The sequence below is a fragment of the Catalinimonas alkaloidigena genome (genome assembly GCF_029504655.1).
GTDB lineage: Bacteria > Bacteroidota > Bacteroidia > Cytophagales > Cyclobacteriaceae > Catalinimonas > Catalinimonas alkaloidigena.
On record NZ_JAQFIL010000001.1, the window covers coordinates 2,453,453 to 2,468,005 of the forward strand.

At 43.5% G+C, this 14,553-nt stretch carries 10 protein-coding genes; 1 reads left to right on the plus strand and 9 read right to left on the minus strand.

Translation table 11 applies throughout. The features are described from left to right. Positions 1–14: 14 nt before the first annotated feature. From OKW21_RS10025 to OKW21_RS10065, 9 genes are all read right to left on the minus strand, one after another. On the minus strand, positions 15–977 hold the full coding sequence (locus OKW21_RS10025) for a D-alanine--D-alanine ligase (protein WP_277479283.1): 963 nt from the start codon (positions 975–977) through the stop codon (positions 15–17). Between the two features lie 108 nt (positions 978–1,085). Further along, positions 1,086–1,958, minus strand: coding sequence for a hydroxymethylglutaryl-CoA lyase (locus OKW21_RS10030; RefSeq protein ID WP_277479284.1), 873 nt, complete (start codon positions 1,956–1,958; stop codon positions 1,086–1,088). A gap of 12 nt (positions 1,959–1,970) precedes the next feature. Further along, on the minus strand, positions 1,971–3,110 hold the full coding sequence (locus tag OKW21_RS10035) for an acyl-CoA dehydrogenase family protein (protein WP_277479285.1): 1,140 nt from the start codon (positions 3,108–3,110) through the stop codon (positions 1,971–1,973). A gap of 43 nt (positions 3,111–3,153) precedes the next feature. Continuing rightward, a complete protein-coding gene (locus OKW21_RS10040; protein WP_277479286.1) occupies positions 3,154–5,139 on the minus strand; it encodes an acetyl/propionyl/methylcrotonyl-CoA carboxylase subunit alpha in 1,986 nt (661 codons plus the stop codon). 36 nt (positions 5,140–5,175) lie between these two features. Further along, positions 5,176–5,988: an enoyl-CoA hydratase-related protein gene (locus OKW21_RS10045; protein WP_277479287.1), complete on the minus strand. Its 813-nt coding sequence runs from the start codon at positions 5,986–5,988 to the stop codon at positions 5,176–5,178. Positions 5,989–6,007: 19 nt separating this feature from the next. Next, positions 6,008–7,615 carry a carboxyl transferase domain-containing protein gene (locus OKW21_RS10050; RefSeq protein ID WP_277479288.1) on the minus strand — a complete coding sequence of 536 codons (1,608 nt, stop codon included), beginning with the start codon at positions 7,613–7,615 and terminating at the stop codon, positions 6,008–6,010. 183 nt (positions 7,616–7,798) lie between these two features. Then, a complete protein-coding gene (locus OKW21_RS10055; protein ID WP_277479289.1) occupies positions 7,799–10,936 on the minus strand; it encodes a T9SS-dependent choice-of-anchor J family protein in 3,138 nt (1,045 codons plus the stop codon). Between the two features lie 82 nt (positions 10,937–11,018). Continuing rightward, a complete protein-coding gene (locus OKW21_RS10060; protein ID WP_277479290.1) occupies positions 11,019–11,306 on the minus strand; it encodes a NifU family protein in 288 nt (95 codons plus the stop codon). Between the two features lie 7 nt (positions 11,307–11,313). Further along, positions 11,314–12,426, minus strand: a complete 1,113-nt coding sequence (locus OKW21_RS10065; RefSeq protein WP_277479291.1) for an Mrp/NBP35 family ATP-binding protein — start codon at positions 12,424–12,426, stop codon at positions 11,314–11,316. Between the two features lie 149 nt (positions 12,427–12,575). On the opposite strand from OKW21_RS10065, the gene dnaG reads away from it, so the two are divergent. After that, positions 12,576–14,525, plus strand: coding sequence for a DNA primase (gene dnaG / locus OKW21_RS10070; protein WP_277479292.1), 1,950 nt, complete (start codon positions 12,576–12,578; stop codon positions 14,523–14,525). The last annotated feature ends 28 nt before the right edge of the window (positions 14,526–14,553 follow it).

Below are 14,553 nucleotides of genomic sequence, written 5' to 3' on the forward strand. Positions count from 1 at the left end.
TGATAACGGCCAAATCAAACGATTATTTGCTGATTTACGATCTGATTAATATCCAAACCGGCTGCGCTTATTTGCTGGGGGATAATGCTTTCTCGGGAAAATCCAGGTGTAGTATTCGCTTCTATAAAATAAAATACGCCTTCTTTTACCAGATAATCAATCCGAACCAGCCCCCGACAATTGAGCAAGGTGTATATCTGTTCAGTCAAACGCTGACACTCAGCAGTTTGTTCTTGACTGATTCTGGCTGGTGTTATTTCTTCTGAGTCGCCTTCATATTTGGCTTTGTAATCAAAAAAAGCATTTCTGGACACGATTTCAGTGATTGGAAGTGCTTTCGCCTGACCTTCTTTCAGGTAAACTCCACAGGTCATCTCGGTACCTTTGATATATTCTTCAATCAGAACTTCTTTGTCATGCTCAAAGGCCAGTTGGATAGCAGACGCTAACTGGGATGCTTCATCCACTTTACTGGCGCCAAAACTTGACCCCCCATTATTGGGTTTCACAAAACACGGAAAGCTCATTTCTTCAGCCAGTTGATTTATATTATAGTCCATCTGCTGGTTGAGCATTATCGATTGGGGCGTAGTGATTCCGTAGCTGGCGATTATCCGCTTACATAGGTTTTTGTTGAAAGTAATCGAGCTGGTTATTACATCACAACCAGAATAGGGGATGCCTAATAAATCCAGATACCCCTGAATTTTACCATCCTCACCCGGAGTGCCATGAATTATATTGTAAACAAAGTCAAAAGTGATTTCTTGCCCATCCATGCTAAAGGAAAAGTTGTCTTTATTGATGGGGAACTTTTGTTCACCCACATGGGCAAACCAGCCATCTTTGCTGATGACGATCTGGTAAGGATTAAGTTTTGTTTTATCAATACATTCCATGATAGTGGTGGCACTTTTCATGGATACTATATACTCGTGAGAGGTTCCTCCCGAAGTAACGGCTATATTCTTCTTCATCTTGTGGTTTTTGCGGCAATTTACACCTTTTGAATTACAGCAAAAAAGTTACCATATTCTTATGTAAAGTTTTTTCCCAAGCGAGATGTAAGGTAATCAGAAAAATATTTAGCCCTGGACAGGCATGATCTGATTGGCAATATGTTGCGCCCGCTGAAAAGCTTCCTGGTCAATCCCGGTTTGAGCACGATGTTCCTCAAAATAGGAATGCAAATCAGCGGTTTTAATATTTCCTACCAGCTCCGGTCCGGCCATCGGGCATCCTCCCAAACCATTCAATACCCCATCAAAGTGGCGGCAACCGTTCTGGTAAGCTGCGTCAATTTTTTCATACCAATCCACTGAAGTGGTATGCAAGTGAAGGCCAAATTTCACTTCCGCGAAGTTTGGAATGATGGTTTGAAAAGCTTCAGTTATGGTAGAAGCATTCCCCATCCCGGTCGTATCCGCCAGGGCGATATGGCGCACACCCGCCCAGTGCAATTGATCAATCCAGTGAAGAAGTAATTCGGTATTCCATTCGTCACCGTAGGGATTGCCAAAAGCCATAGAAATATATACCCTTAAATGTTTGTTGTTTTGCCTGCACAGATCCAGCAGCTCCTTTAGCATGTTAAAAGATTTATCAACAGTGCTGTTAATGTTTCTTTCCAGAAAGGTAGGTGAGAAGGAAAAAGGGAAACCAATATAGTAGATTGCTTCGTGCTGACAGGCTTCCTCTGCGCCTCTCAGATTACCCACTATAGCCAATAATTTAGAATATGAATGGGATAGATCCATTTTTTTCAACACTTCTTTTGTATCTCGCATCTGAGGAACTGCCTTAGGAGATACGAAGCTGCCAAAATCCAGCGTGTCAAAGCCTACTTTCAGCAAAGCATTCATATACCTTACCTTATCTTCCGTAGGTATGAAGGCTTTGATGCCCTGCATCGCATCCCTCGGACATTCCGTTATTTTGACAGCATTAGGTGCAGACATAAAATTCAAATTTTAACAGCCAATATGCCTGGAAATAACCATACGTTGAATTTCCGAAGTACCTTCGCCAATCTGAAGAATGCGTTGGTCTCGATAAAAGCGTTCAATGTCGTATTCTTCCATCAGGCCATAACCCCCGTGTATTTGTACAGCATCATCGGCTACTTCTTTGGCTATTTCGGAGCAGTAGAGTTTAGACATGGCTGCTTCTTTTCCAAAAGGTTGATCATTGTCTTTGAGCCAGCAGGCTTTATAAAGTAAGTTTCTAGCCAGCTCTATTTTGGTTGCCATATCCGCAAGCTTAAAGGCTATAGCCTGGAACTTACTGATAGGCTTCCCGAACTGCTGACGTTCCTTGGCATATGCCAAAGCCATTTCATACGCTCCCTGAGCAAGACCTAATCCCATAGCCGCGATAGATAGCCGTCCGCTGTCCAGCGTTTTGAGCATAATTTTAGAACCCTGTCCTCTTTCGCCTAACAGGTTATCTTCAGGTACTTCACAATTGTCAAAAAAGAGCTGGGAAGTGTTAGAAGCACGCCAGCACATTTTATCGTGCATCTCACTGGCCTCAAAACCGGGCGTGTTGCTCTCAACAATAATGGTAGAGAACTCCTTTTCACCACCCTTTTCTCCGGAAACTGCCTGTACAGTAGTTCCGGCAGTGATTTCAGTGGCGCCATTGGTAATAAATATCTTGGAACCATTGATGATCCATTTTCCATCCTTGAGCTTGGCAGTAGTTTTACTGCCTCGTGAGTCAGAACCGGCCTCAGGCTCGGTAAGTCCGAATGCCCACAGTGCTTCACCACTGCAGAGTGCAGGCAAGTACTTTTCTTTTTGTTGCTGGGTTCCGAAGTTATCCAATGGACCAACTCCTAATGAATTGTGGGCAGCGATGGTAGCAGCTTGAGAGCCATCTATGCGCGCCAGTTCTTCTACTGCAATTATGTAGGAAAGGTTATCCATGCCTTGTCCGCCATACTCTTCGGCGATGGTCATGCCACAAAGGCCCATCTCAGCCATTTGTCGGGTAAGCGCTAATGAAAATTTTTCCTGTTTATCCAGTTCTCGGGCAACAGGCTTAATCACCGTTTCGGCAAAATCCCTTACCGAATTTCGCACCATTTCGTGTTGCTCTGTAATATACATGGGTTTCTGTTGTTTGCTTTACTTCATTAAAATCTTAATGCAGCTAAGAAAGTTTTAGGAGGGGCATATTGCGGTCAACCATAGCATCCGGTTCTACATACACTTCATCCACTGTGGCATCATGCGGAGCAATGATGCTGTTTTCCATTTTCATGGCTTCCACTATGAGAAGCACATCCCCTTTTTTAACTTTGTCACCGTTTTTTACATTTAACTGAATCACTTTGCCTGGCATAGGAGAAGAAAGCTTATCAGCAGCTCCTTCTTTTGCACCTTCTTCTATAATCAGCTCACTATCAGCTAATTTGTCAAAACGTCGCATATGAAAGAGCATGCCCTCCAACGAAATCTGTAAGCTTTGGTCTTCCTTTAAAGAAACGTAAGCGGTATGCTCAACTTCATTTAATTGATAAACAATTTTTCCTTCGTCTTTGTGCAGAATTTTAAAGGGAATAGGCTCATTCCCCGACAAAAGCTCATATTCGCCCCCTCTTATTTTCCATACTTCTACATCCATTTCTTCATCTTTTACCGAGACATGAATCGCGGGTAAATGTCGCCAGTAGCCTATTTCCCGCCAAATGCTTTGAGGCTTGTGTGCCGCTTCATGCTGAGCTCTTAACTCAAAAGCTAAACCTGCGGCAATGATGGGTAGAAGAGGAAAATCTTTTTTCTGTACATGCATTTCTTTCAAAAGCCTGGGTGTTTCCTGATCGCAATACTTGGTAGAGATCTGATTCTGTTGAAAGTCTTCTGATTGAAGAAGGTGCAATAAATAATGAGTATTGGTATCAATGCCATGAATTGCACAGTTCTTCAAAGCAGACATACTACCTTTTCTTGCCTGCTCCCGATTTATGCCATACACAATAAGCTTGGCGATCATGGGATCATAGCTGCTTTGGATACGGGCAGAGCCTTCCAGAAAAGTGTCGAGTCGATATTGAGAGGCTTGTGGAGGAGAAAAATACGTAATATCTCCCGGCGAAGGCAGAAAGTTATTCTCCGGACTTTCCGCATAGATCCTGCATTCTATGGCATGTCCTTTTTGCTGGATATCTTCCTGCACGAAGCGCAAAGGCTGACCCGCAGCAATCCTGATTTGTTCAGCCACAAGGTCAACGCCGGTAGTCATTTCAGTGATCGGATGCTCTACCTGAATGCGGGTGTTCATCTCCAGAAAATAAAACTGCTGCTTTTTATCCAGCAAAAACTCAATGGTACCCGCATTGGTATAGGGTATCGCTTTGGCAAGTTGCACGGCCGATTCACATATGGCTTTTCTGGTTCGTGCATCCAGACTGGGAGAGGGGGATTCTTCAATGATTTTCTGATAACGTCTTTGCAGAGAACATTCCCTTTCAAATAAATGCACGAGATTACCCTGCTGATCACCCAGAATTTGAACTTCTATGTGGCGAGGTTCATCCAGGAACTGCTCAACATAAATTGATTCATCTCCGAAATAAGATTTGGCTTCCCGGCTGGTGGATGCTATGGCCTGCTTCAACTGATCAGCTTCCTGTACGATGCGCATGCCTTTTCCTCCCCCACCTGCTGCTGCCTTGATGAGTAAAGGAAAAGGGAGGCCAGAAGCTTTCTCAAGTATTTCCTCTGTGCTCCCCGTAAAGCCTTCAGTGATAGGGACGCCTGCCTCTTTGGCGAATTTGCGGGCGGCAATTTTATTACCCATCAGTTTGATAGCTTCTGAAGAAGGACCTATGAATACGATCCCTGCATCTTCACAGGCCTTCACAAAAATTGGGTTTTCCGACAAAAAGCCGTAACCGGGATGAATGGCATCACAAGCGTACTGCTGGGCAATCGCAATAATTTTATCAATATTCAGATAGGTATCACTGAGTTTGCCTTCTCCCAAAGATACTGCCTCAGTAGCCATGCTGGCATGCAAAGAGGCTTTATCATCTTCCGCGTAAATGGCTATTGTGGAGATGCCCAAAGTATGAGCTGAGCGACAAATACGAACCGCTATCTCACCACGATTGGCTATAAGAATTTTATTGAACATTATGCTTGCAGTGCTTTTATTTTTCAAACGGAAAAATTATTTGTTGATGACATTCTCCCTTTTCCTGATCCAAGAAGGTTTACGTTTTTCCAGAAAGGCAGCCATGCCTTCCTGACCTTCTTCAGAAGCACGTGCATCGGCAATCATTCTGGCGGTGTAGTCAATAGTTTCGTTAAAATTGCTGCTCTTACAAATGTTGAAAATCAGCTCTTTGGTGCTGGCCATCGCCTGAGGAGAATTTGCTCTGAATTCGTTAAAAAGCTGTTCCAGTGCTTCCTCGATTTCTTCATCAGGATAAATATGGTTGACCAAACCTTTATCAAAAGCCTCCCGGCAGGAAAAGCGTTTTCCACTCAGCATCAACTCCCTAGCGTTAAACTCTCCGCTTCGTTTGATCACATAAGGAGAAATTGTGGCGGGTATAATTCCGATTTTGACTTCGCTAAAAGAAAAAGTTGTTTCGGCTGCGCAATAGGCAATGTCGCATGCAGCTAAAATGCCATTGCCTCCCCCAAAAGAAGCACCATGGGCGATGGCTATTGTGGGTTTGCTGAAAGTATAGATCATATAGAAGCAGCGGGCCAGATGCATATTCTCCTGATAATCTTCTTCGTACGAAAGCTTGGAAAAACTTTTCATCCAGTGGATATCCGCTCCGGCACAAAACACCTTACCCCTACCTCTGATCACTAAGGCTAATATGTCAGGGTCATGTTCAACAGATTCCAAACAGTCGATAACATCGGCAATCATGTGATTGTTAAACGCGTTTCTCACCTCTGGCCGATTTAGCCAGAGTGTTCCTATTCCATCTTGAACTTCAAATTCTATATTGTCGTATTTATTCATTTTAAAGATTTGATTGTATCTACATTCTGAAAACGCCGAACCTGGTGTCTTCATATTTTTTGTTGCATGAGGCAGCTATGCCCATCGCCAGCACTTTTCTGGTGTCCAGCGGATCTATGATGCCATCGTCCCATAGCCTGGAAGTGCTGAAATAGGGCGAACCTTCCCGCTCATACTTTTCCATGATTTCCTCTCTCAGTTGACTGGATTCGCTTTCAGGAAACTCTTTTCCTCTGGCCTTGTACTGTGCTTCTTTTACAGTAACCAATACATTAGCAGCCTGCTCACCTCCCATAACTGAAATTCGAGCGTTGGGCCACATCATTAGCAGGCGAGGATCATAAGCCCTGCCTGCCATCGCATAATTTCCGGCGCCAAACGAACCACCAAAAACGATGGTATATTTGGGTACATTCGCATTGGCAACTGCATGCACCATCTTGGCACCATCACGAGCAATGCCATTCCGCTCATATTCTTTACCTACCATAAAGCCAGTGATATTTTGCAGGAAAACCAGCGGAATCTGGCGGTGACAGCAAAGTTCGACGAAATGAGCTCCCTTTAGGGAACTGTCAGAAAATAGAATGCCATTATTAGCAATGATACCTATCGGATAGCCATGTAGATGGGCAAAACCGGTAACCAGGGTAGTACCATATTTGGCTTTGAATTCATGAAAGCGGCTCCCGTCTACGATACGCATAATAATTTCTCTTGCATCTACCGGCTTTTTAAAGTTGAGGGGAGCTATACCGTAAAGTTCCTGTGGATCATAGTAAGGGGCTTCACTGGGCTGTTTTTCTATTATTTGGCGGTAACCTTTGGGTAAAGTTTCAAAAATATTGCGGCAGATTTGTATGGCATGCACATCATTTTCTGCCATATGATCGGCTACGCCCGACATGCTGGTGTGTACTTCGGCCCCTCCAAGTTCTTCCGGGCTTACTTCTTCTCCAGTAGCAGCTTTTACCAGCGGTGGACCTCCGAGGAATATGTGTCCCTGATTTCTGACGATAATGACTTCATCGCACATGGCAGGCACGTAGGCGCCGCCAGCTGTACTGGAACCCATAACTACAGCAATTTGAGGAATTCCTGCCGCTGAAAGCCTTGCCTGATTGTAGAAAAAACGACCAAAATCAAAGCGGTCGGGAAAAACATTGGCCTGATCGGGAAGAAAAACACCACCTGAATCGACCAGATAGACGCAGGGCAGATGATTTTCCATTGCAATCTCCTGTGCACGTATGTGTTTTTTGATAGACTCCTGAATATAGGTTCCGCCTTTTACCGTAGCATCATTGGCTGAAATAATGGCTTCCCTACCATGAATAATACCGATACCAGCCACTACGCCAGCAGCAGGAAATTCATTGTCATACAGGCCGTAGGCGGCCATCGGAGAAAGTTCAAGAAAAGGAGTTTCGGGGTCAAGCAGCAGATTGATACGTTCTCGCGCCAGTAATTTGCCGCGCTTTTTATGTTTGGCTCTGGCACTTTCACTTCCTCCCTGGCTGGTAGTTCGGAGGATAGTTCTATATTCAGCTATTATTTTACGATAAGATGCCTGATGATTCTTAAATTCTTCAGATGAAGTATCGATCTTACTTTCTAAACGGTACAAATCCTAAAAATTAGAGGTTAGTCATATCAACATAATACATGAGAGAGAACGTGCAAATTAACAAAGAGTTAATAAGCTTTGATAAAAAATTGCTACGATTGAATAATCAGTAATATTTTAATAAAATTTTGCGAAAAATACTAAAATATTTGCGTCTAAAGTCTAGGTAAATATGCTTAAACTCTACTCTTTGAGTACTTTATTTGTAGTATTGATGCTGTTACTCAATACTTTGATAATGTACATGCCGCTGGGGAGCGAGCTGAGATCAAATTCGTAGGTCTGATTTAGGGTATATGGATAAAGCTGATTACTTAGTAGTTTACCCTGACTATCCATCAAAAGGATCGTTACATCATCTCTTTCTCTTAGATTAAATGCTACTTTTAACAAGCCATCATTCTCAACACTGCTGACCGAATTATAAGGGTTAGGAAATACCCGGTAAGAATTTTCGTCTAACTTACGGGCTACCGGCTGATCATCTGCTGAAATGTAAAATTCAATATCATCCAGATAAAGGTTGTTGCCATAGGCATTGACTACTTCAAAGGCTATTCGTACATCTGCCATCCCTGCATAATCAGATAGATTGACAAATTCCTGACGCCAATCGGCTTCCTGCTGGGGAACCCAGGCTTCAGTAGAGGTGGTAATTGCCAGGTCAGCACCTGCTCTTTCGTATGCTGTTTGGTAGGATTGTCCGCAATCGGTAGACACTAAAAGGCGAAGCGTATCAGCGTATGACTCGCTAAGTAACGCATAGGATATCTTAAAGAAGACGCTAACTTCATCTACTGTAGTAAAATCAAGGGTAGGGCTTACCAGCATGTCTTGCGCGCCAATGTTTTGGTACTGATACAGATCAATATAAGCAGATAAATTACTAAGGCCTAAGCCCTGCGTGTTAGTCAAATTCCAGCTACGTTCACCATCAGGATTAACTACCTGCCAGGCATTATCAGGGGCTGATGATTCACCAGTCAAGACATCAGCTAAAACGTTGATATCGCCAAATTCCTGAACCAGCGGAACAATATCTGTTTTATCATCCACATAAAAATCAAAGTCAATTTGATTGTCAGATGGCTCTTCATCACTTGCCAGATTGGGATTGAAAATGTTTACCGAAAGCGTATGTAAGCCGACATCCAGGCTAAGTTGCTCCAATGTAAATATTTCACGATCTCCAGGGTTTAGTGGAAATGCATCATATACAAAACTAGTAAGCTCCTGCCCATCAACTTGATAGCTCAGTTCAAAGCTGTTAATAGTAGATGTTCCCTGGTTGACAACTTCTATGGTAGGGGTGGGGGATGGGTTACAGGAGAGATATGCTGGTGAACTTATTTCAGTGATGGCAATATCTAATGCATTTGCTTCTTCAACCCTTAAATGAATATCATCCAGATAAAGATTATTACCGTAATCATTGGTGCCGATAAAAACAAGTTGGACATTATTTTCACCCTGGTAATCGTCCAGAGAAAAATTTAAATTACGCCACTCAGCCCGACTTTCAGGTACGAAGGGAGTACTGCTAGGTGAAACCGTTGCTAATTCAGATCCGCTAGCCTCAAAAAGCACTTCTTCTATCGTGGCACCACAGTCTATTGAAATACCTACCAACAATCCATCTTCTTTTACTTCATTGTCTTCTTCGTAGGTAGCGTAAGCATACCTAAAACTAAGCTGCGCTTCCCTTATACCATTCAGATCGTAAACGGGAGTGTAAAAATAGTCTTTTTCTCCAATTCCGGAATCGTAATCATAATAGTTAAGATAAACAGCCTGATTATCTGGTCCATCAAAGCCCGGAGCTTCAGTAAGTGACCAGGTTGTCAAGTCATCATCATTTTTTATGATTCCTGTATTGATCAGTGAGCTTTCATTGATCTCTTCAAAATCTTCGTGCAGTGGAAGTGATGCTGACTGAGGGACAATAAAATTAACGCTGCTCAAATTATTCAGCGCATTTTCGTCTTCCATATTATTTACCTCAGAAATAAGAAAACTCAATTCGTATGGATTAACATTGGGGCCAAGCTCAAGGCTGGTGAAGTCAAGAATCGTTGATTCACCCGTTTGTAGTGAAGTGTTTGCTTGTAATTCTGTCACAAAATTACCCTGAAGGAAAAGTTGTATACTCAGGCTATTGATCGTATTGGAGCCAGCATTGAAAACTTCAAGAGAAGGCGTAAGCTGACCAGAGCATTCACTCTGCCGAGGAGATATTATTTGTTCTATACCTGCGTCATTGTCAGCCATTTGTGGCGGTTGCAGGGCAGGGGAAGTAAGGAGTGAAGCCCTTCGTGGACTGTTTAGCAGTACAATACGCATGCGCTCTTTCTGGTTCTGCGTAAAAAGATTCATGCATACATCATCTGTATAGTCCATATAGTTCTGATACATGTCAGGACTTCCGCAGCTTATCGGATCAATGGGACAACCGTCAGATTCAGACGATTGTAAAGGAGTGTCTTCTACAAAGTCATCGGCACTACAGTCTCCGTCACCCCAGATGTGTCTCAATCCCAGAAAGTGCCCAACTTCGTGGGTAGTAGTCCTTCCTAAGCTTCCACTTACGGCATTGCCACCACTTCCAAAATAGCGGTAGTCTATCACGATACCATCTGTTTCACGATTGTTGGAAGCATCTTCCAGTCCTTCCAGGTCTGAAACGGGGAATTGAGCAAAACCCAGATAACCATTTCTTAATGGCGCTACCCAGATGTTAAAATAATTTTCTGCTGCCCAGTAGCTGAGTTCACTAAGCGTTCCGGCACTATTGATCCCATAAGAAAGCTGGTTGCCCTCGGTGCGAGTAACGCCATTGGTAACAAAACCATCAGGTGTTTGTTTGGCCAATACAAATTCTATCATTATATCAGCAGCTACCGGTTCAAAGATTGGAAGGGTGGCAACTGTGTCAGCATTTTGCCTCCGAAAGTCTTCATTCAATATTCTGATCTGCTCTTTAATTTGCTCCAGAGGTATGTTGGTGCCTTCACCAACTGCTTCGCCGCGGTGAATGACATGCACAACTACAGGAATTTGTAGCACTTCCAAATCCTGTTGGGTACCCAAAGTTCGTAGTGCGTCTTTGACAGTTTTTTCCTTTTGACTACTGATCCAGCTTTCAAACCTGCTTTTCTTCGCATCCGGCTGTATTCCTGACTTGAGCTGTAGTTGATCGTTGTAAGGAACTGTGCCACACCTATCCTCAGCTAGTTGTGCAAATGCAGGTGTGATGTTAACGATAAATATACATAGACAAAAAAACGCAGGCAGCAGAAATACAGGGAATGTGGTTTGCTTCATATCCAAGGTTTAGCCAGTCAGCTAAGAGGTGCTAAGCACAACAAAAGATAAAGAATTGATTTATGACTGATAACGTCAAGGATCAGGCCATATTGTCAGGAAGTTTAGCACGAGGGTCGTCAGGGCTTGTAATGTTCACCGCCTGTACATCGGTAACTTCGGGCACCTGACGCTTAATGGTTTCTTCAATACCAGCTTTCATGGTCATGACTGACATTGGGCAGGAGCCGCAAGCACCTAAAAGCTCCAGCTTAACGACCATATTTTCATCAACGCCCAACACTCTGACATTACCCCCATCAGTTTCCAAATAAGGTCTTATGTCGTTCAGGGCTTTCTCTACGCGCGTAATGATTTCTTGATTCTCCATTTTGGGCTTATTCTACGTTGATATCAACTTTTTTTGTCTTTCCTAAATTCGCATTTCTGATGGCTACCTGACGGGCAAACTCCTGGGCAAGCTTTTCAAAAGACTGCTGCTCGGGTTTAGGCTCCGCACCTTCTGTATTTAAGACTGCCGGATAACCCCGGTCACCACTTTCACGAATGCTTTGTACCAGCGGAATTTCTCCCAAGTAAGGTACCTGGTTTTTTTCTGCCAGCTCCTTTCCTCCACCTTGTCCAAAAATGTAGTATTTGTTGTCAGGTAGCTCAGCAGGTGTAAAGTAAGCCATATTCTCTACAATACCCAGAATAGGGACATTGATTTGTTTTTGTCTGAACATGGATAATCCTTTACGGGCATCTGCCAAGGCTACTTTCTGAGGAGTAGTCACGATCACTGCTCCGGTAACCGGTACAGATTGGACAAGTGTAAGGTGAATGTCACTGGTTCCCGGAGGAAGGTCAATGATCAGATAGTCCAGTTCTCCCCAGTCCGAATCTCCTAAAAACTGCTGAAGCGCTTTGCTGGCCATGGGGCCTCTCCAAACTACAGCATCATCCTGCGACATAAGAAAACCGATAGAAATAAGCTTGACTCCATACTGGACTAGCGGCTCTATCACATTTTTTCCGTTGATATTCTTAACCTGAGGCTGTTCATGCTCACAGTTGAACATGGTGGGAATAGAAGGCCCAAAAATATCGGCGTCAACCAGGCCTACTTTAGCACCAATTTTTGAAAGTGCTACTGCAAGGTTAGCCGCTACTGTAGATTTACCAACGCCACCTTTGCCTGAGGCTACTGCGATGATATTCTTAACCTGAGGAAGCATTACTGCATTTTTACGCGCAGTGGTGACACTTGAGCTCATGTTGATCTGTACCTGAAGCTCTGAAGATACTTTATCATAAATAGCATCTAGGCAGGCATTCCGGATCATTTCTTTCAAGGGACAAGCTGGCGTTGTCAGCTCTACGGTGAAGCTGACATGCTTACCATCTACTTCCAGATTTTTGATCATGTTGAGGGTAACAAGATCCTGCTTCAGGTCAGGGTCATCTACCGTACTAAGGGCTTTTATAATATCGTCTTTGGTGACAGGCATGTTTATATGATTCTGATTCTTGCAAAATTAATTTAAATGCGGACATTTACATTCTAACTACAAATTTGCACATTGATTAGTGCGTATTGGTAAATTAACTACAAACATACACACTCACAATTACGAATAAAAGGATTCATTGTTGACAGATGATCAGGAAGGAAATCATAGACGAAATTAAGGCAAGGATAGATATCCTTGATGTGATTGGGGATTACGTAAACCTTAAAAAGCAGGGAAGCAACTTCCGTGGGTATAGCCCTTTCAATCAGGAGAAAACACCCTCCTTTTATGTAGTGCCTTCCAAGGGTTTTTTTAAAGATTTCAGCTCAGGAAAAGCCGGAGATGCGATCTCTTTTTTGATGGAATCGGAGGGTATGAGCTATGTAGAGGCGCTCAAACAACTGGGCAAACGCTATGGCATTGAGGTAGAAGAAGAAAACCTCACCGATGAAGAGATGGAAGCCCAGAGTGAAAAAGATAGCCTTTATATCGTGATGAAATATGCTTCCGAGTATTTTCAGGAGCAATTGTGGAAAAACGATGAAGGAAAAGCTATCGGGCTCACTTACTTTAAAGAGAGAGGATTTTCTGAAGATACGATTAAAGCTTTTGACCTGGGCTATAGCCTGGATGAATGGGACGGACTGCTTACCACAGCGACCAAAGTAGGACATAAGCAGGAAATGCTGGAAAAAGCCGGACTCATCATCAGCAGAGAAAGGAAAGAGGGAGTTCGGCACTATGATCGTTTTCGTGGCAGAGTGATGTTTCCCATCCATAATATCAGCGGTAGAGTGATCGCTTTCGGGGCGCGTCTGCTAAAAATTAATCCTGAGGTAGAGCAGCCTAAGTATCTCAATTCACCGGAAACACCAATTTACCACAAAAGTGACGTACTTTATGGTATTTATCAGGCCAAGCAGCAGATACGACAGGACGATAACTGCTTTTTGGTAGAAGGTTATACCGATGTAATTTCGCTTTATCAGGCCGGGATACAGAATGTGGTGGCTTCATCTGGTACGTCACTTACCCAGGAGCAGATTCGTCTGATTGCCCGCTATACCAAAAACGTAACGGTGCTATTTGATGGTGACCCTGCCGGCCTGAAAGCATCCTTCCGGGGAATAGACATGATACTGGAAGGAGGCTTGAACGTAAAAGCGGTGGTTTTGCCGGAAGGGGAGGATCCCGATAGCTATGTTCGAAAACTAGGGGGCAGTCAGTTCCGTGCGTTTTTAGAGGAAAAGCAACAGGATTTTATCTCTTTCAAAACGGCAGTCTTTCAAGAGGAGACCGAGCGTGATCCTATTCGTAGGGCAGAGGTGATACGGGAGATCGTGCAGAGCATTTCTAAGATTCCCGATCCCATCCAACGGCAGGTTTACATCAAAGAGACCAGCGTAAAGCTGGAAATGGATGAGAGCACACTTTTTGCAGAACTAAACAAAATTTATCTCAAGCAGCAGCGCTCAGCTTCCCGTCAGCAGTATTTTGAAGAGAATGAGCAGGAAGTTGCAGATGTGGATTTTGTGCATCCTGATGAGCCTTCGCTTAACGAACCAGCTACGGTAGGCTTGGAAGAAGGAATTCTGAGAAAGGAGCAGGAACTCATGCGGGTACTGGTGATGTATGGCCATCACCCGGTGAAAGAAAACTATATGGTATGCCATTACATCAAAGATGAGCTGGATGATATACAGCTAAAAAATGAGACGCATCAGCAGATATTCAACACCTACTTCCAGCATATAGATGTGCAGAAGAGCCTGATGGAGAAATTTATGATAGAGCAGACTGAGCAGCAAATCTCAAAGCGGGTCATTGATCTGATCGTAGATCATTATATGCCCAGCCCGAACTGGGAAGAACGTCAGGTGTATGTGCCTAAAAAAGATGAGAAGATTCAGAACGTCATTACCCGCAGTATTGATCAGCTTAAGTTTGATGTCATCAAAGACCTGATTGAACAGAAGCGGCAGGAATTAAAACAAACCCAGGACGAAAGTGATCTCATCATCCTGATGACTGAAATCCAGCACCTGATAGCCGTAAAGAGACAGATTGCTGAAAAGTATGGGATAGTGATTTCTTGAGCAGGAGATGGAAGTTGGAAGACCGGAT